Origin of the sequence: Streptomyces sp. SLBN-8D4 (assembly GCF_049739545.1) — a bacterium.
GTDB classification, from domain to species: Bacteria; Actinomycetota; Actinomycetes; order Streptomycetales; family Streptomycetaceae; genus Streptomyces; species Streptomyces canus_C.
This window is the reverse complement of the sequence record NZ_JBMGQC010000001.1, coordinates 1893177-1917705: the sequence shown is the minus strand read 5'-3', so window position 1 is coordinate 1917705 and position 24529 is coordinate 1893177. Positions and strand designations below refer to the sequence as shown.

Annotated in this window: 22 protein-coding genes and 3 pseudogenes; 11 read left to right on the top strand and 14 right to left on the bottom strand. The window is 71.1% G+C overall.

The features are described 5' to 3' along the window. Window positions 1-4: 4 nt before the first annotated feature. On the top strand, window positions 5-1492 hold the full coding sequence (locus RKD20_RS08800) for an NADH-quinone oxidoreductase subunit C (RefSeq protein WP_424877217.1): 1488 nt from the start codon (window positions 5-7) through the stop codon (window positions 1490-1492). 73 nt (window positions 1493-1565) lie between these two features. On the opposite strand, the pseudogene RKD20_RS08795 reads toward RKD20_RS08800, so the two are convergent. From RKD20_RS08795 to RKD20_RS08735, 13 genes and pseudogenes are all read right to left on the bottom strand, one after another. After that, window positions 1566-2071: pseudogene (locus RKD20_RS08795) on the bottom strand (lipid II:glycine glycyltransferase FemX); the annotation flags it as partial. Window positions 2072-2126: 55 nt separating this feature from the next. Continuing rightward, window positions 2127-2249: pseudogene (locus RKD20_RS08790) on the bottom strand (pyridoxamine 5'-phosphate oxidase family protein); the annotation flags it as partial. Beyond that, window positions 2216-2434 (bottom strand): pyridoxamine 5'-phosphate oxidase family protein, encoded by a 219-nt coding sequence (locus RKD20_RS08785; protein ID WP_424877216.1) that lies wholly within the window; start codon window positions 2432-2434, stop codon window positions 2216-2218. The gene RKD20_RS08785 and the pseudogene RKD20_RS08790, both read right to left, overlap by 34 nt. 37 nt (window positions 2435-2471) lie before the next feature. Beyond that, the gene (locus RKD20_RS08780) at window positions 2472-2969 is read right to left on the bottom strand and encodes a hypothetical protein (protein ID WP_424877215.1); all 498 of its coding nucleotides are present in this window, start codon (window positions 2967-2969) and stop codon (window positions 2472-2474) included. A gap of 164 nt (window positions 2970-3133) precedes the next feature. Next, a complete protein-coding gene (locus RKD20_RS08775; protein WP_424877214.1) occupies window positions 3134-3286 on the bottom strand; it encodes a DUF6126 family protein in 153 nt (50 codons plus the stop codon). Window positions 3287-3322: 36 nt separating this feature from the next. Beyond that, complete coding sequence (locus RKD20_RS08770) at window positions 3323-3799, bottom strand: ATP-binding protein (RefSeq protein ID WP_424877213.1); 477 nt, start codon at window positions 3797-3799, stop codon at window positions 3323-3325. Further along, window positions 3796-4134: an ArsR/SmtB family transcription factor gene (locus RKD20_RS08765; protein ID WP_424877212.1), complete on the bottom strand. Its 339-nt coding sequence runs from the start codon at window positions 4132-4134 to the stop codon at window positions 3796-3798. The genes RKD20_RS08770 and RKD20_RS08765 overlap by 4 nt, the downstream gene beginning before the upstream one ends. A 5-nt stretch (window positions 4135-4139) precedes the next feature. Next, a complete protein-coding gene (locus tag RKD20_RS08760) occupies window positions 4140-4334 on the bottom strand; it encodes a hypothetical protein (RefSeq protein ID WP_424877211.1) in 195 nt (64 codons plus the stop codon). 691 nt (window positions 4335-5025) lie between these two features. Then, window positions 5026-5661, bottom strand: a complete 636-nt coding sequence (locus RKD20_RS08755) for a vitamin K epoxide reductase family protein (RefSeq protein WP_424877210.1) — start codon at window positions 5659-5661, stop codon at window positions 5026-5028. Next, a complete protein-coding gene (gene narI / locus RKD20_RS08750; RefSeq protein WP_424877209.1) occupies window positions 5658-6440 on the bottom strand; it encodes a respiratory nitrate reductase subunit gamma in 783 nt (260 codons plus the stop codon). Before narI ends, RKD20_RS08755 begins: the two co-directional genes overlap by 4 nt. Next, window positions 6437-7258, bottom strand: coding sequence for a nitrate reductase molybdenum cofactor assembly chaperone (gene narJ, locus RKD20_RS08745; protein ID WP_424877208.1), 822 nt, complete (start codon window positions 7256-7258; stop codon window positions 6437-6439). Before narJ ends, narI begins: the two co-directional genes overlap by 4 nt. After that, on the bottom strand, window positions 7255-8799 hold the full coding sequence (gene narH, locus RKD20_RS08740; protein ID WP_424877207.1) for a nitrate reductase subunit beta: 1545 nt from the start codon (window positions 8797-8799) through the stop codon (window positions 7255-7257). The genes narJ and narH overlap by 4 nt, the downstream gene beginning before the upstream one ends. A 1-nt stretch (window position 8800) precedes the next feature. Next, entirely contained in the window at window positions 8801-12499 is a 3699-nt protein-coding gene (locus RKD20_RS08735; RefSeq protein ID WP_424877206.1) for a nitrate reductase subunit alpha, read from the bottom strand. Window positions 12500-12906: 407 nt separating this feature from the next. Between RKD20_RS08735 and RKD20_RS08730 the strand changes: the two genes are divergently transcribed. From RKD20_RS08730 to RKD20_RS08695, 8 genes and pseudogenes are all read left to right on the top strand, one after another. Next, on the top strand, window positions 12907-13740 hold the full coding sequence (locus tag RKD20_RS08730) for a DUF2249 domain-containing protein (RefSeq protein WP_424877205.1): 834 nt from the start codon (window positions 12907-12909) through the stop codon (window positions 13738-13740). 101 nt (window positions 13741-13841) lie between these two features. Beyond that, window positions 13842-14345 (top strand): hypothetical protein, encoded by a 504-nt coding sequence (locus RKD20_RS08725; protein ID WP_424877204.1) that lies wholly within the window; start codon window positions 13842-13844, stop codon window positions 14343-14345. A gap of 306 nt (window positions 14346-14651) precedes the next feature. Beyond that, window positions 14652-15926: a TIGR04053 family radical SAM/SPASM domain-containing protein gene (locus tag RKD20_RS08720; protein WP_424877203.1), complete on the top strand. Its 1275-nt coding sequence runs from the start codon at window positions 14652-14654 to the stop codon at window positions 15924-15926. Further along, complete coding sequence (locus RKD20_RS08715; RefSeq protein WP_424877202.1) at window positions 15907-18522, top strand: multicopper oxidase domain-containing protein; 2616 nt, start codon at window positions 15907-15909, stop codon at window positions 18520-18522. The genes RKD20_RS08720 and RKD20_RS08715 overlap by 20 nt, the downstream gene beginning before the upstream one ends. Then, window positions 18522-18968 (top strand): hypothetical protein, encoded by a 447-nt coding sequence (locus tag RKD20_RS08710; RefSeq protein ID WP_424877201.1) that lies wholly within the window; start codon window positions 18522-18524, stop codon window positions 18966-18968. The genes RKD20_RS08715 and RKD20_RS08710 overlap by 1 nt, the downstream gene beginning before the upstream one ends. 35 nt (window positions 18969-19003) lie before the next feature. Further along, a complete protein-coding gene (locus tag RKD20_RS08705) occupies window positions 19004-20023 on the top strand; it encodes an Acg family FMN-binding oxidoreductase (RefSeq protein WP_424877200.1) in 1020 nt (339 codons plus the stop codon). 93 nt (window positions 20024-20116) lie between these two features. Further along, window positions 20117-20416, top strand: a pseudogene (locus tag RKD20_RS08700) (transposase); the annotation flags it as partial. Between the two features lie 149 nt (window positions 20417-20565). Next, window positions 20566-21576: an Acg family FMN-binding oxidoreductase gene (locus tag RKD20_RS08695; protein WP_424877199.1), complete on the top strand. Its 1011-nt coding sequence runs from the start codon at window positions 20566-20568 to the stop codon at window positions 21574-21576. 101 nt (window positions 21577-21677) lie between these two features. Here RKD20_RS08695 and RKD20_RS08690 read toward each other — a convergent pair whose 3' ends face one another. Next, the gene (locus tag RKD20_RS08690) at window positions 21678-22100 is read right to left on the bottom strand and encodes a pyridoxamine 5'-phosphate oxidase family protein (RefSeq protein ID WP_424877198.1); all 423 of its coding nucleotides are present in this window, start codon (window positions 22098-22100) and stop codon (window positions 21678-21680) included. A 397-nt stretch (window positions 22101-22497) separates the two neighbouring features. Between RKD20_RS08690 and RKD20_RS08685 the strand changes: the two genes are divergently transcribed. Then, entirely contained in the window at window positions 22498-23709 is a 1212-nt protein-coding gene (locus RKD20_RS08685) for an MFS transporter (protein ID WP_424883182.1), read from the top strand. A 47-nt stretch (window positions 23710-23756) separates the two neighbouring features. Then, complete coding sequence (locus RKD20_RS08680) at window positions 23757-24233, top strand: hemerythrin domain-containing protein (protein WP_424877197.1); 477 nt, start codon at window positions 23757-23759, stop codon at window positions 24231-24233. The last annotated feature ends 296 nt before the right edge of the window (window positions 24234-24529 follow it).

The following is a 24529-nucleotide window of genomic DNA, read 5'->3' as shown; positions in this document are numbered from 1 at the left end:
AACGATGCGCACGACGTACCAGGTCAGCCTCGCCGCACTGCCCCAGCACGCCGAGGAACTGCTCGCTGCGGGCCACCGACTCGCCCTGGTCGCCGCGCACATCGACGAGGCCGGTCCGCGTGTGGTGTACCTGTTCACCTCCGGCCCGCCCGACACCCGCACCGAACTCCACGTCCGCCTCCACCCCGACCACCCCGAGGTGCCCTCCCTCGCCCATCTCTCCTTCCCCGCGGGCCGGTTCGAACGCGAGATGCGCGACCTGTTCGGCATCATCCCCCAGGGCCACCCGCTCCCCCGCCGCCTCGTACGCCACTTCCACTGGCCGCGCGGCTGGTACCCGATGCGCCCCGACGCCGGCCCACCGCCCAACTTCGGCGAGCAGGAAGGCCCGTACCCCTTCCTGGAGGTGGAGGGCGACGGGGTCTATGAGATCCCCGTCGGCCCGGTGCACGCCGGCCTGATCGAGCCCGGCCACTTCCGCTTCTCCGTCGTCGGCGAGACCATCCTCAAGCTCAAGGCCCGCCTCTGGTTCGTCCACAAGGGTGTGGAGAAGCTCTTCCAGGGTCGTACGGTCGCCGCCGGACTTCCGCTCGCCGAGCGCATCAGCGGAGACACGGCGGTCGGCCACGCCCTCGCGTACTGCCTGGCCGTGGAGGAGGCCACTGGCACCGAGGTCCCGCCGGAGGCCCAGCGTGCCCGTGCCCTCCTCCTCGAACTCGAGCGTATCCACAACCACGTGGCCGACCTCGGCATGCTGTGCAACGACGTCGGCCACGGCATCCTCAACGCCCACGCCCAGCGCATCCGCGAACAACTCCTGCGCCTCAACAAGGAAGTCACCGGGCACCGGCTGCTGCGCGGCGGCATCGTCCCTGGCGGCGCAGCATTGCACGCCCTCCCCGACCCCGCTCATCTCAAGGCCATCGGCGAGGACATCCGCGAGATCGCCGACCTGGCCCTGGGCCACTCCACCGTCCACGACCGCTTCACCGGCACCGCCATCCTCCACACCGACGCCGCCCGCACCATCGGCTGCCTCGGCTACATCGCCCGCGCCAGCGGCCTCACCGGCACGGACGCCCGCATCGCGCATCCCTTCACGCCGTACGACGGCACAAGGCTCACCGTGCCCGTCCACGACAGCGGTGACGTGCTGGCCCGTTTCCTGGTCCGCGCCGAGGAGATCGACGCCTCCCTCGCCCTGATCGCGCACTTCACCGACGGTCTGTCGGCCCCCATGGTGTTGCTGACGCCTGCGCCGGCGTCCGGAGCGGGCCCCGGCACCGGGGTGGGTGTCGTGGAGGGCTGGCGCGGCACCATCGCCACCCGCGTCGAACTCGCCCCCGACGGCACCCTGACACGCGTCAAGCCCGTCGACCCGTCCTTCTTCAACTGGCCTGCCCTGCCCGTGGCGTTGACGGACACGATCGTCCCGGACTTCCCGCTGACCAACAAGAGCTTCAACCTGTCCTACGCGGGCAACGACCTGTGACGGCTCCCCGCTGTTGAGCGACGCTGCAGGTGTCCACGGAGGAGTCGACGAGCAGCACGAGGCTGCCGGAGTCTCAGCGCCGCGACATGTAGACGTCGAGGGCCTTGTGGAGGACCTTGTTGAGCGGGTGGTCCCACTCGCCGAGGTATTCGACCCGCCTCGCCGCCGGTGCCGGCCTTGAACTCAGCAGCCCCAGCAGGTGGTTGCTCTCCTCCAGGGTGTCGGTGATGCCGCGGAAGTCGTAGACGCCGGCGCCGAGTTCGTAGGCGTCAGACATCATCCGCCACTGGATGGCATTGTTCGGCTGGACCTCGCGCTTGCGGCTGGTGGAAGCGCCGTAGGAGTACCACACGTGCTCACCGACGGTCAGCATCGTGGCGGCGGCGAGCGTCTTGCCCTCGTGAAGAGCGAGACAGAGGCGCATACGGTGTCGTTCTCGGCCGTCAAAGCGGTCCACATCCGCTGGAAGTAGGGCAACGGGCTGGGGATGAACCGGTCCCGCTCGGCGGTCTCGACGTAGAGGTCGTAGAAGGCCGACAGGTCCTCGTAGCCACCCTGCACGACATTGACGCCAGCCGCTGACGATCTCGGGTCGGATGCGCACCACCTGCCCCATCTCCGCATCGATCCACGGCGGGAGCAGCCCCTGGTAGCGGGCCAGTTCGGCGGCCTCGGTCAAGCGAGTCGCCGTGCCCCTGACCACGACACTCCACCCGGTCCGCGTTACCGGGTCGATCTCGTCGGCCTCGTACGCCACCACCTCGGACCGCAGCGCACGCCCCAGCAGTGCGATCCGCCGTGGGTGCGGACGATGATGTCGCCCTCGGCCACGAGATGATTGACCGGCCTGATCGCGGGCAGCGCCTGATCGGTGAAGGCGACCCGCCCCAACTGCACAGTGCCCAGCAGTCCGAGGGCTTCCTCACGGATCAACGCGACCATGCGCGCAGAGGGGATCGGCTCGGAGAACACACGGGATTCACGACACCTCTTCCTCCATCACCATGCGTCTGGCGTCGGCGGGCCAGAGCACCTCGACGTCGATGCCGCATCCGCGGGCGTAGGCCACCAGGTGGGCCGTCGCGTCCCGACTGTCCGACGGCGAGCCGTCCCACACGGCCAGCAGGCGGCCGCAGGAACGCAGCAGGCTCTCGTCCGCGCCTATACGGGCGTCACGGTCGGCCGCGTCGTACTCCAGCAGCCGCACCTGCTCCGACAGCAACAGCAACTCCCCGGCCGCTCTACGGTCACACACGTCCAGCATCGCGGGCACGCCGTTCTTCGAGGGCAGGACGGTCACCAGCGCCAGCCCAGCAGATCGCGCCGCCCGTCCGAAGGCGACCGGCAACCCCTGACCTGCCCGCACCAGCCCGGCCTTGCCCGCCCGCGCGAAGTCGCCCAGACGCCGACGCAGCTCCTCCTCCAGCATGGCCAGCGTGGGCGCGGTGAGGTCGGGATGTCCCACAACAGCGATCACTTCCGGTGACCCTCTCTTCGTACGACTGCGCCGTGGACGGCCTTGTAAGGGCGAGCATCCTCCCGCCCACGTCACCCTCCGCATGATCTTCCGGGTCCCGCCAGGCTCCCATGGGCCGCACGGGCAGAAGCCAGAGCCGCTCGGCCCTTCCGGAAACGCCTCGCCTATTTGTTGGCGTGCCCGCCCAGATAGAACAGCAGCCACACGAACCCCGCGAACAGGTGGGTGCCGAAGATGTAGAAGAAGGCGCGCAGCGCAACGCCACGCTCCTTCTCGTCCTCCGCGTCCCGGGGCTTGCGCTTCTTGGCATCGCTCACCGCGTCATTTCCCTTCCTTCGCCCTGCCGCGTGTGCCTACAGGGGTATCTCGAACCGGACGAGAACGACCTTGCCGCCGTGCTCGACGGCCGACTCGGCGCTCAGCTCCCCGTCGTAGTCGGCGGCCAGTTCGGCCACCATCCGCAGGCCGGCGCCCATGCCCTCCAGCGTGAGATCCGGAAGACGGGGCTCGCAGTCCGCGACGCTGACGACCAGTTGATCGCCGGCGACCGCTATCCCCACGTCCGCCAACGGCGAGTGCGGGGCGTGCCGCAGCACGTTGGTGACGAGCTCGCTCACCACGAGCAGCACCGCATCCGCGAAGGCGGAGTGTGGGGCGATGCCCATCTCGGCGAAGTGTCCGGCCACCGCTTCCCGCGACTCCCGCACCGCATCGGGCCCCACCCGCACCGAGGCGACGTGCCGCCGCACCGGCGGCCGGACGTGCTCGATGGCCGCTGCGGGTCTGCCCCGGTGCCACGGCATCCGGAACCGGCGGGCACCGCCCGTCACAGGGCCGGCTCCGTGCCGCGCAACTCGGCGAGCAGGTCCTGGCGCCCGGCCAGCAGCACGGACAGGATCCGCCGGGCCGCGGCCAGCAGCTCCGCGACATCGCCGCCGGCCAGCTCATAGACCACCGTCGACCCGTTGCGGGTGGCGGTGACGATTCCGGAGCGGCGCAGCACGGCCAGCTGCTGCGACAGGTTCGACGGCTCGACCTCGATCGCCGCCAGCAGATCGCGTACCGGCTTCGGCCCGTCCTGCAGCAGCTCCAGCACCCGGATCCGTACCGGATGCCCAAGCATCCGGAAGAACTCCGCCTTCGCCTCGTACAGGGGAACAGCCATCCCGATCACTCCCCTTCGGCTTCCGCCTTGAGGGGGCCGACGTCGACCCCGTGCCGTCGCGCCACCCGCACCGCGTCGTCCAGCTCGTCCTGGGCCACAGCCACCGAATACGCGTCCTCGGCCTCCAGTGCCACCCCAAGAGCCGCCCGCGCCTGACGCACCCGCTCCAGCAGCGCCTCGGCGAACACGGACCCGCCCATCCGGGCCTCCTCCCCGACGGCCGCGCTCCACGGCAACTAGTGAATTGAAGAACTCTTCAAGAGTAGTGGACGACGTAGGCCCCAAAGTCCGCAGCCATTGTCCGCTGACATCGAACCCAGCCCGCGGGCGTCCTTGCCATCCCGTGGAAGTGGGCGACGACGAAGTAGCTGTCGGTGACGTGGAAGTCCATGGCCCGGCCCGAAGAGCCTGGCATCAGTGGGCCGAACGGTCCGGATCGCCGCTCGTGGTACGGGACCAACAACCCTGCAACGAAGGGACTGTTCGGCCCGTGTGCCCACAGTCGCGGTCAGCGACGCTTCTTCCCGGAACCGAACGGCAGGAAGCCACGCCACGCCGCTGACAGCTGCAGGCGACCCGTTCTCCATAACCAGAAGCCGCAGTGGGAAGCGGCGTCCTGCCGACTCGGTCGCTGTCCGGCCGCCTGCCACCGTCTCCAGGCGGCCGGACAGCGCTTTTGGCATGCCCGTCGATGCACGCCGGCGAAGACCTTCGCGTGCTGCCCTTCGTCCGACGAGCCTGTTGAGGGCCCTGTGGTCCTGGCCGATGGGGCCGAGGGGCCCTGCCATAGGGCTGCATGCCCGACCTCACCAGCACGGAGGCGAGGTTAGCGTCGCCTTACTCTTTCGTCTGCGTGACCAGCGAACAGGTGGTGCCAAGCGCGGTGGCCGGCTACAGCAGGCTGCTCCAGTACGGCCAGAAGCGGGTGAGGACGAGCAGTGCGATCACCCCGTACCAGGCGCCGAGCAGCATCCAGTGCGTGTCCCGGACGACCGCCAGCACACCCCGGGGCGCGGGGACGATTTCCTGCTCCAGGCAGTGCATGGTCAGGTACCAGAACAGCCCGATGGTGACGACCCAGACGACGGCGCAGTAGGGGCAGAGCTTGTTGAGCTCGTAGAGCGACTGACCGATCAGCCAGTGCACGAAAACGACGCCGCCCAGCGCCCCTGCGTCCAGCGCGAGCCACAGTCGAGGGTGCAGGCGCGCCCCAAAGAGCACGGCGGTGCCCAGGGCGGTCACGGCGGCGAAGGCACCGAGTCCGAGCAGCATGTTGGGGAAGCCGAACAGACTGCCCTGTGAGCTGGACATGACGCTGCCGCAACTCACGATCGGGCTGATGTTGCACGGCGGTTGGTAGGCCGGGTCCTTCAGGAGCCGCCAGTCGTCCACGGTGAGCTGGAAGGAGGCGAGCCATCCGACGATCCCGGTGACGAGCATGACCAGGCCCGTTCGGCGGCTCGCGCCCACGGCGTTCGTGCTCCGGGCGGTCGTGGCGTCCGGCGCGAGCGCGGGTGTGTGGCTCATACCGTTCGCTGGGAGCCGGAGGCCGACCGGGGCCGGCCCCCTGCCGACGGAGCCGATGCCGGCGTGGCCCGCCGCCGGTAGACCAGGTACGGCCGGGCGAGGTATCCGATGGGGGCGCTCCACACGTGGACGAGGCGGGTGAAGGGCCAGGCGGCGAAGAGCAGGCAGGCGGTCAGGGCGTGCAGCTGGAACAGCAGCGGGGCGCCGGCGATGGCTTCCGGTTGCGGCTGGAGGACGAACAGGCCGCGGAACCAGACGGAGACGGTGGAGCGGTAGTCGTAGCCGGGGCCGAAGACGTTGTGGGCGGCGGTGGCGGTGATACCGAGCAGCACGGTGGCGGACAGCAGCGGGAAGAGCAGTTTGTCGCTGCGGTCGGTGCCCAGCCGGATCGATCGGGTCAGCAGCCGGCGGGCACACAGCATGCCGAGTCCGGTGACCATGGCGACGCCCGCCACGGAACCCGCCCAGACGGCCGTGGTGTGGTAGGTGTGCTCGGTGATCCCCACGGCCTCGGTCCACGTGTCGGGGACGGCGAGCCCCACGACGTGCCCGGCGATCACCATGAAGGCGCCCAGGTGGAACAGGGGGCTGCCGAAGCGCAGCCACCGGTGTTCGAGAAGCTGGCTGGTGCGCGAAGTCCAGCCGAACTGGTCCTGCCGGTAGCGCCAGACGTGCCCGACGACGAACACCGCGAGACAGATATAGGGGACGGCAACCCACAGGAGGAGGTCTGCGCCGCTGGTGGACGCGGCGGCCAGGGGAGTGGGTACGGCGCTCATCGGGTGCCTTCCGTACGGCTGGTCGGAGCGGGTGGCACGCAGGTCGACGGGGCTGCGGCCGGCGGCACGAAGGTGCCCGGCGGGGCGAACTCGCCGTCTCCGTAGGTCCCGTAGGGGTCGAGGCCGACCTCCTCGCTCGGCGGGCCCTCGGCGACGAGCTGGGCCACCGCCGCACGGTCCGCGTCGGTGGGCGGCGGCAGCAGGGTGAGGAGCGCGGCCAGGACGTGCCGGTACGACGAGTCGGCGTCGGTCAGCGCCTGGTGGATCAGCTCCAGCCCGCGTCGGTGCTGGCGCAGCGGTGCCTCGCCACCACCCGGGCCCACGAGGGCGGCGAACTCCAGGACGACCGGGAGGTGGTCGGGCAGTTCTCCGCCCTCGGTGTTCCAGCCCGCGGCCTTGTACCGCTGGTTGAGGGTGAGCAAGGCCATGCCTCGGCGGCGGGTGTCGCCGTGCAGGTAGTAGGTGAGGTAGAGGCTGCTCTTGCGGCGCAGGTCGAACATCTCGACGTAGTGGCGCTCCAGCGCCTCGGGATCCTGGGCGGCGAACCAGTCGGTGAACCGGGCCAGGCGTTCCGCCGCGGGCGAGGCCGGAAGGGCTTCGACGACGGTCGTCAATTCCGTCCGGGCTGAGATCAGTTCGGAGTCGGGGTACTGCAGGAGCAGCGACACGAGCCGCAGTATCAGGGCTCGGCCAGCCGTCTCCTCGGGTGTGAGCCGGGACGGGCGGCGGACGGCTGCCCGGACGCGGGTGCGGACGAGGGCGGGAATCGATGGGGGTCCCCCCAGGCGTCCAGCACTGGGGGAGGGCAGCGGGCTCACGGACGGCCTCCGGCGGGAGCTTCGGGTGTACGGCGGCGCAGGGTGGGGATGCCGAGCATCACGCGGCGGCCGTCGGCGGGCTGTGGCTCTTCGGAGGACTCGACCGGGCAGCGGTTCTCCATCGCGCTCAGCGCGGCGGCGTCCTCCTTGTGGGCGGCGGGGACGACATACCGGTCGGCGTACTTGGCGACGGCGAGCAGCCGGTGCAGGTCCTCCGCCTCCCGGGCGGTCAGACCGACGGCCTTGAGCACGGCCTCGTCGCCCTCCTCGCCGAGGGTGCGCTCCCGCATGAAGGAGCGCAGCGCGGTGAGCTTCATCAGCACGCCGGCGACGACGTCGGTGTCACCGGCGGTGAACAGCTCCGCCAGGTACTCCAGCGGGATGCGCAGCCGGGTGACGGCGGCGAAGACGTGGTCGGGGTCGTCCTGGTTGCCACCCGCCGCGTCGACGGCGTCCAGCACCGGGGAGAGCGGTGGCACGTACCAGACCATCGGCATGGTCCGGTACTCCGGGTGCAGCGGCAGCGCCACCTTGTACCGCATGACCAGGTCGTACACCGGGGAGCGGCGGGCGGCCTCCAGCCAGTCCTCCGGGATGCCCGACTCGCGTGCTGCCGCACGCACTTCCGGGTCGTGCGGGTCGAGGAAGACCCCGCGCTGGGCGTCGAGGAGGTCCTTCTCGTCCGGGGTGGCCGCGGCCTCACCGACGCGGTCGGCGTCGTAGAGGAGCAGGCCGAGGTAGCGCAGCCGGCCGACGCAGGTCTCGGAGCAGACGGTGGGCTGGCCGGCCTCGATACGCGGGAAGCAGAAGGTGCACTTCTCGGCCTTGCCGGTGGCGTGGTTGACGTACACCTTCTTGTACGGGCACGCCGTGACGCACATCCGCCAGCCCCGGCAGCGGTCCTGGTCGACGAGAACGATGCCGTCCTCGACCCGCTTGTACATCGCACCCGACGGGCAGGCGGAGACGCAGGCCGGGTTGAGGCAGTGCTCGCACAGGCGGGGCAGGTGGAAGAGGAAGGTCTGCTCGAACTCGAACTTGACCTTCTGCGCCCATTCCCCGCTGAGGTTGGGGTCGCCGCCGGCGTTCTCGGGGGCGCCGCCGAGGCCGTCCTCCCAGTTGGCGCCCCAGGTGATGGCGGTGGGCCTGCCGGTGAGGACGGAGCGGGGGCGGGCGACGGGCATGTCCTTCTGCGCGGGGGCGTTGACGAGGTTGTCGTAGTCGTAGGTGACCGGCTCGTAGTAGTCCTCGATGCTCGGCAGGTCGGGGTTGGAGAAGATCGACAGCAGCCGCTTGATCCGGCCGCCGGAGCGCAGGACGAGGCGTCCGCGCTTGTCGAGCATCCAGCCGCCCTTCCAGTGCTCCTGGTCCTCGTAGCGGCGGGGGTAGCCGACGCCGGGTTTGGTTTCGACGTTGTTGAACCAGGCGTACTCGACTCCGGTGCGGTTGGTCCACGTCTGCTTGCAGGTGACCGAGCAGGTGTGGCAGCCGATGCACTTGTCGAGGTTCATCACCATCGCGATCTGGGCCATGACGCGCATGTCAGTACTCCACTTGCTGGCTGCGGCGGCGGATGACGGTGACTTCGTCGCGCTGGTTGCCGGTCGGGCCGTAGTAATTGAAGGCGTAGGTGAACTGGGCGTAGCCGCCCGCGAGATGGGTGGGCTTGAGCAGCAGCCGGGTCAGGGAGTTGTGGATGCCACCGCGCTTGCCGCTGACCTCGGTCTTGGGCACGTTCACGTTGCGGTCCTGGGCGTGGTACATGTACACGGTGCCCTCGGGCATGCGGTGGGTGACCACGGCACGGGCGGCGACGACACCGTTGCGGTTGTACGCCTCGATCCACTCGTTGTCCTTCACGCCGATCTTCTCGGCGTCGCCGGTGGACATCCAGATCGTGGGTCCGCCGCGGGACAGGTCGAGCATGTACTTGTTGTCCTGGTAGTTCGAGTGGATGGACCACTTCGAGTGCGGGGTCAGATAGCGCACCGTGACCTCCGCCCGGCCGTCCTCGTGCAGCTGCTCGTCGCCGTAGTGCCGGGGCGTGTTCAACGGGGGCCGGTAGACGGGGAGCTGCTCGCCGAGTTCGCTCATCCAGTCGTGCTGGACGAAGAAGTGCTGGCGGCCGGTGAGGGTGTGCCAGGGCTTCTTGTGCTCGGTGTTGATGACGAACGGGGAGTAGCGGCGCCCGCCGGTCTCCGAGCCCGACCACTCGTATGAGGTGATCACGGAGCGGGGCTGGGTGCGGGTGTCGGCGAAGGTGATCCGTTCCGCCTCGCGTTCGGAGGCGAGTTCCACCAGACCCTCACTGCCGGTCTGCCGCTCCAGCTCCTTGAAACCCTCAGTGGCCAGGCGGCCGTTGGTGGTGCCGGACAGGGCGAGGATCGCCTCGCACATGTGGGACGCGGTGGCCAGGGAAGGCCGTCCGGCGGCGACTCCGTCCCGGACGGTGCCGTTGCGGTGCCGAAGGTCTTCGATCTCCTGGTTCGGGTGGACGGTGACGCCCTTGGTGGTGGTGCCCAGGGTGTCCAGCAGCGGGCCCACAGCGCGCATCTTCTGCGCCACCGCCGCGTAATCCCGCTCGATGACCACCAGTTTCGGCATGGTCCGGCCGGGCACCGGCTCGCACTCGCCGGCCTTCCAGTCCCGTACCACCCCGCCAGGCTGGGCGAGTTCGTCGGGCGTGTCGTGCAGCAGCGGCACCGCGAGGACGTCGGTGCGGGTGCCGAGGTGTTCGGCGGCCAGTTCGCTGAACTTGTCGGCGATCGTGAGGAAGCTGTCGTAGTCGGTGCGGGCCTGCCAAGGCGGGGCGATGGCCGGGGTGAAGGCGTGCACGAAGGGGTGCATGTCCGTGCTGGACAGGTCGTCCTTCTCGTACCAGGTCGCGGCCGGCAGGACCACGTCGGAGAGCAGGCTGGTGGAGGTCATCCGGAAGTCCATGGTGACCAGCAGGTCGAGCTTGCCCTCGGGCGCCTCCTCCCGCCACACCACATCCTTCGGCCGGTGCTCGGGCGGGGTCTGTTCGGAGCGGACGGCCGCGTCCGTGCCCAGCAGGTGGCGCAGGAAGTACTCGCTGCCCTTGCCCGAGGAGCCGAGCAGGTTGGCCCGCCACACCGTCAGGACCCGCGGGAAGTTGGCGGGGTCGTCGGGGTCCTCGACCGCGAACCTCAGCCGCCCGGACTTCAGCTCGTCGACGATGTGCTCGGCGACCGGACGGCCCTGGGCGGCGGCCTCGTCCGTCAGGTCGAGCGGGTTGCGGTTGAAGCCTGGGTGACCGGGGGTCCAGCCCAGCCGCACGGCCTGCGCCAGACAGTCGGCGAACCCCTTGCCCTTGAAGCGGCCCTCACCGAGGGGGGAGGCCAGCTCGTCGGGACCGAACGCCTCGTAGCGCCACTGATCGGAGTTGAGGTACCAGTAGGAGGTGCCCGCCATGTGCCGGGTGGGCCGCTGCCAGTCGAAGGCGAACGACAAGTGCTGCTGCCCGGTGACCGGGCGGACCTTCTCCTGGCCGACGTAGTGCGCCCAGCCACCGCCGTTGACACCCTGGCAGCCGGTCATCGTCGTCAGCGCCAGAAATGCCCGGTAGATGGTGTCGGAGTGGAACCAGTGGTTGGTGCCCGCACCCATCGCGATCATCGAACGGCCGTTGGTGTGCTCGGCATTGCGGGCGAACTCCCGGGCGATCCGCGCCGCCTGTTCGGCCGGCACGGACGTGATGGTCTCCTGCCAGGCAGGGGTGTAGGGCTCCGACGCGTCCTCGTACGATGAGGGCCAGCTGCCCGGCAGGCCGGGACGCTGCACGCCGTACTGGGCGAGCATCAGGTCGAAGACGGTGGTGACGAGTCGGCCGCCGACCCGGCGGACCGGAACGCCGCGCAGCATCACCGATCCGCCCTCGGTGGCCCCCTCGTCGAATCGGGGCAGGGCGACCGTCGCGGTGTCCTCGGCCGACTCCAGCAGGCTCAACTCCGGCACGACATCGCCCAGATCGAGATTCCAGCGGCCCTGTTCCTTCTTCGCCCAGCGGAAGCCGAGCGAACCGTTCGGGACGACGGGCTCGCCGCTGACGCCGTCGAGGACGACCGTCCTGGACTCAGCGTGCTCCTCGTCGTGGCCCAGGTCAGCCGCGGTGAGAAACCCGTCCGGGACGAGACCGCGCTCGTGCTCGCGCAGGGTCACCAGGAACGGCGCGTCGGTGAACTTGCGCAGGTAGTCCTGGAAGTAGGGCACTTCGCGGTCGATCAGGAACTCACGCAGGATCACGTGGCCCATGGCCATCGCCAGCGCCCCGTCCGTACCGGGGTGCGGGGCCAGCCACTCGTCGGCGTGCTTGACGTTGTCGGCGTAGTCGGGGCTGACCGCGACGACCTTGGTGCCGTTGTAGCGGGTCTCGGTGAGGAAGTGCGCGTCCGGGGTGCGGGTGACGGGGATGTTGGAGCCCCACATGATCAGATAGCCGGCGTTCCACCAGTCCGCTGCCTCGGGCACGTCGGTCTGGTCGCCGAAGACCTGCGGGGAGGCGATCGGCAGGTCGGCGTACCAGTCGTAGAACGACAACAGGGTCCCGCCGATCAGCGACGTGTAGCGGGCGCCGGCAGCGAAGGACGCCATCGACATCGCCGGGATCGGGGAGAAGCCGGCGACCCGGTCGGGGCCGTACGTCTTGATGGTGTGGACCTGGGCGGCGGCGATCAGCTCGCTCACCTCGTCCCAGTCGGCGCGCACCAGGCCGCCCTTGCCGCGGGCCCGCTTGTACGCCCGCGCCTTCGCCGGGTCGGAGGTGATCTCGGCCCAGGCCGCCACCGGATCGCCGAGGCGGCTGCGGGCCTCGCGCCACAGCTTCAGCAACTCGCCCCGCACGTACGGGTAGCGGACCCGGCTCGGCGAGTAGGTGTACCAGGAGAACGACGCCCCACGGGGGCAGCCGCGCGGCTCGTACTCGGGGCAGTCGGCGCCGATCGAGGGGTAGTCGGTGGCCTGGTGCTCCCAGGTGATGATGCCGTCCTTGACGTACACCATCCACGAACAGGAACCGGTGCAGTTCACGCCGTGCGTGGACCGTACGACCTTGTCGTGCGCCCACCGGTCTCGGTAGAAGCCCTCCCACTTGCCGTCGTTCTCGCCGAACACGGCGCGCCCGTCGGCCGACACCTCGCTGCGCGTGAGCAGCCGACGGGCCGCCAGCGGCCAGCCTTCACCTGCGCTCGACGCCTGACGCCGTGCGTTCTGATCGTTCTCCATGGCCAGGAACGCTAAGCGGCGCGGACCCTGGTGCACCTGGGGCTGGCGGTCCCTGCCAGATGGCCTTCCGGCCCAGTCCGGGGCGTTCTCAATAGGGACCAATGGCCCCGGTGCCGGGTCCGGTCGGCTGGGGAGTCGGGCAGGCCCGTCATGCATGCTGGGCACTGATCGAACCGCAGATGCCCATCTGTCAGGTACGACCGCATCCCGCGCCTGTTCTGGTGGCCGATACCCCGTCCCCGGCTGCCGCTGGCGCAGCGGGTAAGGCGCCTGTCGCCCGGTTCGGTCGTGCGTCCGGCCGCCCGGTGCGGCCGGACGCGGCATCCGCCCCCGGCGCCGGCACTACCGGATGCCGTTCCCCGCCGCATGGGCCGGCTGAGCCGACCCGACCTGCTGGAGACACCGCGATGAGCGAGCTGACCCTTGCCTCGGACCCCGAGGACGCCACGGCCCTGCAATCAGCCGAGGCACACCACGCCCGACTGGCCGGCGAGCTGTCCGGACGGGTGAAAATGCTGCTCACCGCCGTGGACCGTGACCCGAGCGCCGCCAAGAAGATTCACGCCGGTCTCGTGGCCTTCTGCGACCGCTCGCTCCTGCCGCACGCCGCAGCCGAGGAAGCCGCGCTTTACCCCGCCGCCCACCGCATGCCCGAGGCCCGCCTGCTCGTCGAGAGCCTGATCGGTGAACACCGCTGCCTCACCACGCTCGTCGACGCCCTGCGTACCGGACCCGGCCCGGCGGATGCCGCAGCCGACGCCCGGGCCCTGCAGGTGCTCTTCGAGGAACACGTGGCCAAGGAGAACGGCCTCGTGCTGCCGCTGCTCGCCATGACACCCGACGTCCGTCTGGCGGAGCTTCTCGCGGACATGCACCAGCGGCTCGCGAACAATGCGTCCACCCAGGGCGAGGCCCAGGACCAGCACCACGAGGAAGGCCACGACATGGACGAACGGCAGAGCCAGGAGAGCGGCGGCTGCGGCGGAGTGTGCGGCTGCGGCGGCGGGGAGGAGGAGAACGAACCCCAACTGGACGTCCGGGATGTTCCGCACGCCCTACGTCACGCCACGGTCTTCGGCGCCCTCGACGCCGTCCCGGCGGGCACCGCGATGGTGCTGGTCGCCCATCACGACCCGCTGCCGCTGCTCGCGCAGATCGAGCAGCGCCGCCCGGGGGTGTTCTCGGTTCAGTACCTGGAACGCGGCCCCGAAGCCTGGCGGCTGCGGCTCAGCCACCGCTGACCCTGCGCCACTCACCCGGGCGGTGCGTGCATCTGGCTCCAGCCGACGCGCACGCGTCGCGTCACCTCGCATCGCAGCAAAGGAAAGAAGGAACACACGTCATGGACGGATCGCACCGCCGGGCCGGCGCCCTGCTCGGGACGGTCGGCGCAGCGCTCGTGGTCGCCGGACCGGTCATGCTGTGGCGTGGCCGCAGCGGCAGGAAGGAGATCCGCACCGAGCTGGCCGCCCAGAAGATCGCCTTCCCCGAACGCGGGCTGCCCGCCGACCTCGCCGCCTACGCCGGCCGCCGGGTGGAAACCGGCCCCGAGGCGCACGCCTACGCCGAGTTCATCAAGGGCAACCTCGCCAAGGCCACCGGCGGCCGCACCTACGCGGAGATCACGACTGAGTTGCACGCCGCCGGAGGCGACCACGAGAAGCTCTCCCAGCTGCGCCAGACCGCTTTCATGGGCCAGTCCCTGCGCGCCTCGCTGATGTCCGCCTACCAGGCATGGCACCTCACGACCCTGGTCACGGGCCTGGGCGCCGCGCTCACCGGCCTGGGCGCCGCGCTGGTGGCCACCGCGGACGCCTTGACATCCCGCTCCTCGAACCCCACCTGAACCTGCCGCAGCCCTACGGCCCGACCAGCCCTGCCGCACCTCGCGCGAACAGGGACTGTCGGCCCTGCCAGTGAAGACCATCGGCCGCCGCGCCGAGCACCGCCGCCGGTGGATGCTGACGGCGACCGATCCGGAGGTAATCCCCGTGCACGACCACATCGACCGCCCTCAAGGCCGATTCCACCGCTGTCGCTCGCGGTGGGTGCCGCGCACGGTCCGGCCCGGCCACCGTCCGGCCGCCCGCCTCGTCTGCCCTGACTCCAGGGCGGCCGGACACAGCGCGAGGGCGCTGGGAAGGGCCGTGCGATGAGCGCCTCCGCCCACACCATCCGCCGCCAGCGGCACGACGCGGCAGAGCGGCCGTTCATCGTCATCTGGGAGTCCACCCGGGCCTGTCCGCTGGCCTGCCTGCACTGCCGGGCCGAGGCCGTGCCCGACCGTGACCCGCGAGAGCTGGACACCGCCGCCGCCAAGGACCTGCTGCGCCAGGTGGCCGCCTTCGGGAAGCCCGCCCCGCTGTTCGTGATCACCGGCGGCGACCCGTTCCAGCGCCCCGACCTGTGCGAACTCATCGCGCACGGCAGGGAAGTGGGGGTCCGGGTCGCTGTCTCCCCCTCCGGCACGCCGACCCTCACCGAGGAACGGCTGCGGGAACTGCACGCGGCGGGCGCGTCGGGTCTCTCGCTCAGCCTGGACGGCTCCACCGCCGAGATCCACGACGCCTTCCGCGGGGTACCCGGGGTGTTCCGCTGGACCCTGGACGCTTGGGACGCCGCCCGCGCCCTCGGCATGAGAGTGCAGATCAACACCACGGTCGCCCGGCACAACCTGCACGATCTGCCTGACATCGTCCGCCTGGTCGCCGACCGCGGGGCGATGCTGTGGAGCGCCTTCTTCCTGGTACCCACCGGCCGCGGCCGCACCCTCGGAGCACTGACCGCGGCCGAGGTCGAGGACGTCCTCAACTTCGTCTACGACGTCGGCCTGACGGTGCCCGCCAAGACCACCGAAGCCCACCACTTCCGCCGCGTCGCCCTGCAGCGCCAGATCCTCGCGAACAGCGGCGACGACCATATGGCGGTGCTCGGACTCGGGCCGCTGTACCAGGAGTTGACCGACAGGGCCGCCGTCCTGGGCCTGGACGTCGGTACGCGCCGTGTCCGGCGTCCGCCGCTGGACGTCAACGCGGGCCGCGGCTTCGTCTTCGTCTCGCACACCGGCACCGTGCACCCCAGCGGCTTCCTGCCGCTGAGCGCGGGAAGCGTGCGCGAGAGCTCGCTCACGTCGATCTACCGCACCTCACCGCTGTTCACCGGCCTGCGAGCGGACGGCATGCTCGGCGGCCGGTGCGGGCAGTGCGAGTTCCGCCGCGTCTGCGGCGGCTCCCGCTCCCGCGCCTACGGCGTCACCGGCGACCCGTTCGCCGAGGAGCCGTGGTGCGGCTACGTCCCCGGTTCCTTCCCGCACCAGCGGGAACTGGCCGCGCTGCTGTCCGGCGACACGGGCAAGCCCTCGCCGGCCCGTCTCGGTCCGACCGCCGCAGAGGGCGGCAAGGAGCACCGTGTACAGCAAGAACGATGACCCGGCCGGGGGCGGTGGCCGCCCGCCCAGCAAATTCAAGGCGTCCGGCCTGCGCAGCCGCCACCTGGGCGCCCACGTCCTGGTCGCGGCCTGGGTGGTGCTCGCCCTCCTGGCGGCGAGCATCCAGCAGACGCTGCCGGTGGCCCGCTGGCTGGCCATCCACCTGTTCCTGCTCGGCGCCGCCACCACCGCCATCGTGGTGTGGAGCGAGCACTTCGCCGTCGCCATGCTCCACGCCCAACTACCGGACCGGCGGTGGAGCAACGCCCGGCTGGCCGGCGTCAACATCGGCACGCTGGGCGTCCTTACCGGCGTGTGGGCCGACCTGCCCGTCCTGACCGGCGTCGGCTGTGCGCTGCTGATCACCGCCATCGCCGCGCACCTGGTGGTGCTGGTCCGCATGGGCCGGGGCGTGCTGGGCGGACGGCTCGCCCCGATCGCCGACTACTACCGGGCCGCCGCGGTGGCACTGGTCATCGGCGCGGTGCTGGGCTGGCTGCTGGCCACCGGCAAGGCCGGGCCGGAGCACTACAGCGGCCTGAAGCTGGCTCACGTGCACGTCACGCTTCTCGGCTGGATCGGACTGCCCGTGCTGGGCACTCTGTTCATGCTGTGGCCCACCGTGCTGGGCGTGCGCATGGCCGAGCGCACCACCCGGTTGGCGCGCCGGGTGCTGGTGTTGACCGGGGGCGGCCTGCTGACCGCCGTCGCCGGGCTGTCGGCCGGCTGGCGCCCCGCCGCCGCATCCGGTGTCGCCTGCTACGCGGCCGGTGTCGCCGTCGCGGCGCAGCTGTTCGCCCGGACGGTGCGCCGGCGGCCCGCGATCTCCGCGGCTGCCGCATGGATGCTGGCCGCCGCCACGGGATGGCTGTGCGTCGGTGTGACGGCGGACCTGGTGCTCTTGGTCGCACGGCCGCTCGCCGAGGTCCGGGACGACTTCGGCTCTCTTCTTCCTGTGCTGCTCGTCGGCCTCGTCGCGCAGGTCCTCATCGGGGCCCTCACCTACTTGCTGCCCATCGTGCTGTCCAGTGGTCCCAAGGAGCGGGCTTCGCTGCGGGCGGTAGTCGAGTGGGGCTGGGTGGCGCGGCTGAGCGCGCTCAATCTCGGCGTGGCCTTGCTGGCGCTGCCGCTGCCCGGTCCTCTCCGTACGGCGGGCATGCTGCTGGCCGGCGGGGCCGGGGCCGCTTTCCTCGCCCTCGTCGTGCGCGTACTGGTCCGCAGCGGACGGGGTCTCCTCCGGGATGCGGAGCAGGGCGGGGCGTCACGGCGTCCGGTCCTTTTGGGCACTGCGGCGGGGATCGTCCTGATCGTGCTGGCCATCGTCGTGGCGAACAGCGGCGGGGACACCAGCAGTGAGGCGAGCGCCGCCGGGGCGGCGGGTGCGGGAGCCGGAACCACCCGCACCGTCGCCGTCACCCTCGCCGACATGCGCATCCGCCCGGCCCGGATCGAGGTCACCGCAGGCACCAGCTTGAAGCTGAAGGTCACCAACACCGACACCCAGCGCCACGACCTCAGGGTCGAGGACGGCCCCACCACGCCGATGCTCGCCCAGGGCCACACCCGCACACTCGACCTCGGACCGGTCACCAAGAGCCGCGAGGCATGGTGCACTCTGCCGGGCCACCGGGCGGCCGGGATGACGATGGACATCGTCGTCACCGGTGCCGCCGACGGTGCGAGCGCGCACGACGGCCACTCCATGACCGCCATCACCGGCGGCGCTCTCGACCTGTCTGCCGACTTCACCAAGGGTTGGAAGGAGCGCACCGCCGACCTGGCCCCTGCGCCCGGAGGCACGACCCACAAGGTCGAACTGCACGCCGCCCGTAGGACGGTCGAGGTCGCCCCGGGAGTGCAGCAGAAGATGTGGACCTTCGGCGGCACCGCACCGGGCCCCACCCTGCACGGCAAGGTCGGCGACGTCTTCGAGGTCACCCTCGTCAACGACGACCCCACCATGGGCCATGGCATCGACTTCCACGCCGGCTCCCTCGCCCCCGACAAACCCATGCGCACCATCCAGCCCGGCAAACGCCTCGTCTACCGCTTCCGCGCCGAGAGGGCCGGGGCATGGCTGTACCACTGCAGCACCGCACCCATGCTCCAGCACATGGGCAACGGCATGTACGGCGCCGTGATCATCGACCCGCCCGGCATGGCCAAGGTCGACCACGAGTACGTGCTGGTCTCCTCCGAGCTCTACCTCGGCACGCCGGGCAGCACCGCCCAGGTGAAGAAGATGCGCCAGAACGCCCCGGACGCCTGGGTGTTCAACGGCGTCGCCAACCAGTACACCGAGCGGCCCCTGCAGGTGAAGGCCGGGGAGCGGGCCCGCTTCTGGGTCATCGCCGCCGGTCCGTCCGACGGCATCGCCTTCCACATCGTCGGAACCGTCTTCGACACCGTGTACAAGGAGGGCGCCTTTCTGCTCAAGCCCAACCAGGCAGGAGGCTCGCAGGTGCTGGACCTGGCCACGGCGCAGGGCGGCTTCGTCGAGACGACGTTCCCCGAGGCCGGCCACTACGCGTTCGTCGACCACGACATGCGCCACGCCGAAGCCGGCGCGCACGGAATGGTGGAGGTGAGCGGCTGATGGACACCGTCGGCTGGTGGTCCCTGGTGCGGTTCGTGCACGTGGCCGGCGCCGCCCTGTGGGTCGGCGGCCAACTGGCCCTGACCCTGGTGGTCCTGCCGCTGGCCCGCCATCTGCTCGACCCGGAGGCCAAGGACCGCTTCACCGCGGCAGCCGGTCGCCGGTTCGGCATGCTGACGGGGGCGCTGTTCCTGCCGGCGCAGCTGGCCACCGGCTGGGCCATGGCGTGGCACAAGGGAGTCACCTGGGCCTCGCTCGCCGAACCCGGCTACGGCCGCACCCTCGCGGCCAAACTCGCCCTGTTCGTCGTGGTGATGGCCGCCGCGGGCGGGCACGGCATCGCCCACGCCAAGGGCCGCGCCGAACTCGCCCGGATCCTGGCGGTGGTCTCCCTCGTCGGCTCGCTCGGCGTCGTGCTGCTGGCCACAGCCCTGCCCGCCACCTGACCCGCGGCCGCGACGAAGAGAGAAGAGGAGGCATCATGCGTACCCAACCCCGGCTGGACGCCGCCACCGTGGAGTCGCTCCTGGCAGCGGCCGTGGCAGCGCCGTCGATCCACAACACCCAGCCCTGGCGCTTCCGCCTGGACCCCGACCAGCAGGTGCTGGAGGTGCATACGGCGCCGGAGCGCACCCTGGCGCTCACCGACCCGATGCACCGCGCCCAGTACATGTCCGTGGGCGCGGCGGTCTTCAACCTCCGGCTCGCCGCCGTCCACCAGGGCTGGCGGCCGGAGGTGAGACTGCTGCCGGACCCGCGCCGACCAGGGCTGCTGGCCACCGTACGACTGACTGAACCACTCGGCGCGGACGACCAGTTGGCGGACCCCGGTCTCTACGAGGCGATCGCACGGCGGCACACGAGCCGGATGCCGTTCACCGGCCGGCCGGTGCCCGAGCCGATCGTGGCGGAGATGGCGTCGGCCGCGCACGCGGCCGGCGCCCGCCTGCACGTGCCGGACATCGCCGTCACACGGAGGCTGCTGCGCCAGACCGCGGCGGCCGAGGCACGCAACCACACCCACCCGGACCGCACCGCTGAAACCCGCACCTGGCTCACCGCCCCCGGAGTGGACACCCCTTACGGCATACCTGTCACCGCCCTCGGCCCGCCCGACGCGGGCCGACGGATGCCGATGCGGGACTTCACCGCCGCGCTGCCCGCCCTGCGCCTGCCCGCCCTGTGGTTCGAACGCCACGTCCAGGTGGCCCTGCTGTGGACGTCCCACGACCGGCGGGAGGACTGGCTGCGAGCCGGCCAGGGCCTGCAGTACGTCCTGCTCACGGCGACCGCCCGGGGCCTGCGCACCTCACTCCTGCACCAGGCCATGGAATGGCCTGACCTACGGGCCGCGACGGCTCTGCCGGGACACAAGCGGTGCCATCCGCACATGCTGATCCGATTCGGCTACGGCCCGGACGGCGCCCGCACTCCGCGGGCACCTGGACGCTGCGGTGCCCGTCCCGCAGCACCACCCGCAACCGGTACCGAAACGAGCTGAGTCTTCGGCCTGGTGGCGCAGCAGGGCAGCCGCCGCCCGGCGCCTGCCCTGCCTCACGTGATGATGCGGATCCCGCCGCGCGGGCGGCCCAACATGGGGCAGGGGACGTGGAGTTGGGTCGTGTCGGACGGATTGCGGGAGATCGCGAAGCCGTTGATCCCACCGTCGAAGGTGCGGCCGCAGGGCGGCGGAACGCGGGACACACCCGATGAGACGCTGTTCGCAGCGATCATCTACGTGCTGGTCAGCGGCTGTGCCTGGCGGGCTCTGCCACCGAGTTTCGGGATATCGAAGTCGACGCCCCACCGGCGGTTCGTGATCTGGTCGCGGGCCGGGGTCTGGGGCCGACTCCACGAAGCGGTCCAGCACCGGCTCGATGACGCCGGCCTCATCGTCCGTGGCGTGTCGGGTCCTCTCTGCGTCGTCCGGCTCGTCAATCGAGGCCGCATGGCCCGCTGTGAGGGGCCGGTCAACCCTCCCGAGGAGCGGGATGACTGCGGAGGGTTGACGGATACGAGGGGGAGCATGGTGAAGGAGCCGAGATGCAGACCCGGGAAGTCGACGCCACAGCCGTTCAGGCCCTGCTGGCCGCGGCGGTGGCGGCACCGTCGATCCACAACACCCAGCCCTGGCGGTTCCGCCTGGATCCGGACAGCCGGTCGATCGAGGTCCGTGTCGACCAGGAACGAGCGTTGCCGAGGACCGACCCGGAACGGCGTGCCCAGTACCTGTCGGTGGGTGCGGCCGTCTTCAACCTGCGCTTGGCCGCGACGCATCTGGGCTGGAACCCCCTCGTGACGTTGCTCCCGGCCGCGGACGATCTTGACCTGCTGGCCACGGTGCAACTGACGGTCGGGGCCGTGGCCGACGGGCAGCCGGCTCTGGGCGGTCTGTATGAGGCCATCGAGCGGCGCCACACGAGCCGGATGCCCTTCACCGGCCGGCCGGTGCCGGAGCCGATCGTGACGGAGATGATCAGCTCGGCCCGTGCCGAGGGCGCGTACCTGGACGTCCCCGACATCATGGGGACCCGGCGCCTGTTGCGCCTGACCGAGGCGGCGGAGGCGCGCAACGCCGTCCACCCGGCCCGTGCGGCCGAGGCCCGTGCCTCGATCACAGCTCCGGGAACGGACACCTCCTACGGCATTCCCGTAACAGCCCTCGGCCCGCGGGATGCGTCCGGGCGAATGCCGGTACGGGACTTCACCGGAGCGCCGCCTGCCCCGTGGCTGCCCGCCCTGCGTTTCGAACGCCACGCCCAGGTGGCCCTGCTGTGGACCTCCCGCGACCGGCGGGAGGACTGGCTGCGGGCGGGCCAGGCCCTTCAGCGCGTGCTGCTCACGGCGACCGGGCGCGGAGTGCGCACCTCGATGCTGCACCAGGCGATGGAGTGGCCGGACCTGCGGGCGGCGATGGCCGGATCGAGGCAGGGGTGCCGCCCGCAGTTGCTGATCCGCTTCGGATACGGCCCGGACGGCGCCAGGACGCCCCGCGCGTCTGCATACCTTGCGTCTGGTTCCGTCACGGCGGCGGAGCCGGAGGTGCTCATGTGAGGAGCGATGCGAGGTCCGGGCCGACGGACTGCCTCCGCGCCCTCGGCTCGTGCCTTGTCCACGCGGCGGTCGTCACAACAGCGGTCGCTGCGGGGTGCGGCTCACTGCGTGGCAAGCGCGCCGTTGAGCTCGCGGCCGGTGACCATCTCGGACTCGATCCGCACGAACGCCGCGTCCCGCATGGGCATCCAGGAGCTGGGGCCGGCCTGCAACAGGCGTTCGTGCTCGGCGGGGTCGGTCACCACGGTGGCCCGGCCGGTGACGACCACGCTCCAGCCGGACCGGGCAGCCGCGTCGAACTCGTCCGCCTCGAAGGCGACCACAACGCCGTCGATGGCGCGTACGAGGTCGGAGTCCGGCGAGGTGCACAGCAGGACGGAGGCGTCCTCGTCCAGGGAGAAGTTGATGGGCAGGACCGCGGGCAGTGCCTGCCTGGTGTACACCACGCGGCCGACAGGCACCTTGCTCAGCAGGCGCAGGCACTCCTGCCGGTCGAGTGCGCGAAAGGCGTCGTTCTGGGACATCAGCCCAGCGTCCCCGCAGGCGCCGCGAGGGGGTAGGGCCGACCGGCCCTCCTTTTGGAAGATCCCGTTCGGGAGCGCCGGCCGAGGCCGCTGTTTCCCGTGCGCCGGGCTGGCAATCCGGTGCACGGAGCAGTGGGAGCGGGGAGGGACGGCCGGACCCGATCCCAGGGACTGTCTGTCCGCCGATAGGGACCCATGGCCCATGCCGTCGAAGAGTCCGGATGCGGACAGTGGTTACCGGACGCCGCCGGCAGGCAAGGGGCCTGCGGTGCGCGTGCGGACCCGGTGGCGCTGTACCACCAGGCAGAGGAAAGGGACGGACAACATGGTCCAGTCGTTGAAGTCGAAGAGCGGGAGCTCGCCGTCAGGTGCTCCGGTGTCCGGCCGGGCGTGGCTGATGCTGGCTCTGGCCACGGTCGGTTTCGCTGTGAACTTCTGGGCCTGGGCGCTGCTGAGCCCCTTGGGCCCGCGGTTCAAGGACGGCCTCGACCTGTCGTCGTTCCAGCAGTCGCTGCTGGTGGCGGTGCCGGTCGTGGTCGGTTCCCTGGGCCGGATTCCGGTCGGTGCGCTGACCGACCGGTTCGGCGGCCGGATCATGTTCCCGATCGTGTCGGCGGTCACCATCGTGCCGGTCCTCTACCTCGGCCTGGCCGGGCACTCCTCACTCGCCGCGCTGCTGGTCGGCGGGTTCTTCCTCGGCATCGGCGGCACTGCCTTCGCCGTCGGCGTGCCCTTCGTCAACGCCTGGTTCCCGCCCGAGCGGCGCGGCCTTGCCATCGGCGTCTTCGGCGCCGGCATGGGCGGCACCGCCATCAGCGCCCTGACCACCGTGAAGCTGGTCGACGCGAACAGCATGAAGACCCCGTTCCTGATCACCGCCGCGGTCCTGGCCGTGTACGCCGTGGCCGCCGCGCTGCTGCTGCGCGACGCCCCCGGCCGCACCGTGCCCACCGAGCCGCTGGCCCGCCGCCTGGCCGCCACCGCCCGTCTCGGCATCACCTGGCAGGCATCCGCCCTGTACGCCGTCGCGTTCGGCGGCTACGTGGCCTTCTCCGTCTACCTGCCCACCTACCTCAAGACCGGCTACGGCCTCACCCAGGCGGACGCCGCGAACCGCATGGCCGGCTTCGTGCTGCTGGCGGTCGCGATGCGCCCGGTCGGCGGCTGGCTGTCGGACCGCATCAGCCCGGTCCGGGTGCTGGCCGGCTCGCTGGCCGTGGTCGTGGCCGGAGCGGTCGTGCAGTCGTTCACCCCGGCTCTCGCCCCGGTGGGCACCATCGCCTTCCTGGCCATGGCCGGCGCGCTCGGCGCGGGCAGCGGCGCGACCTTCGCCCTGGTGGCCCTGCGGACCCCGGCGAACCAGGTCGGCTCCGTCACCGGCGTGGTCGGCGCCGCGGGCGGTCTGGGCGGCTTCCTGCCGCCGCTGGTGATGGGCTCGCTGTACGGCGAGTACGGCTCCTACGCGGCCGGTCTCGTCCTGCTCGCGATCGTGGCCGCCGCGGCGCTGGCCTTCACCCTCACCGGTGTCCGCGCCGCAACCGAAGGCGGCACGCGGAAGCCGCGCACCGGCGGTCGGCGCGAGCACCGCACCGCCGGCACCACCGCATAAGGGCGAGCAGCCGAGGCCAAGGGGAACGAAGGACAGGGAGAAGACCGGTGTGTGAGTACTGCGGATGCCAGTCTCTGGCGTCGATCGACGAGCTGACCCGTGAGCACGACGAGGTGGTCCGCCTGATCAGCCACCTGCGCCCGGCCCACCAGGAAGGTGGGGTGGCCCGGATGGCGGAGGTCGCCCGCCAGATCGTCGCCGTGCTCGGCCCGCACACCCAGGTGGAGGAGCACGGCCTGTTCCCCGCTCTGGCCGGGGACTTCCCCGACCAGATCGCCGCCCTGGAGGCCGAGCACCGCCGCATCGAGTCGGTGCTCGACCAGGCCGCCGACGGCGCGACACCCTCGGACCCGGCCTGGCCGGAGAGGCTGATGGAGGCGATGGCCCTGCTGCGGGACCACATTCTCAAGGAGCAGGACGGCGTCTTTCCTGCCGCACTGGCGAACCTGAGCACCGAGGAGTGGGAAGCGGTCGAAGCTGTGCGCACCGAGGCGGGCGGCGCCCTGTCCCGGCCGGCCGCCTGACCGGCCACGATCCCGCCCTCGGGAGCACACCCACCAGACCCCGCACCCCCCGCCTCATCCCGAGCCGGGGGGTGCGGGCGGTAGCCGTCGCCATGGCCTCGTGGAGCCCGGGTAACTGCCCCTGCACGCAGACGATCTTTATCAGGCCACAAGTTGTCCGTGGTGTGGCTGTTGACCTTCGGGCGGGCGCCGGTCGTAGAGTCGTGTGCGGCCGGAACCGATCACGATTTCGAACGGGCCCGCGGTGCCCGGGGCGGAGTGGCACGGTGAGCGCGGAGATCAGCCCGGGACGGGCA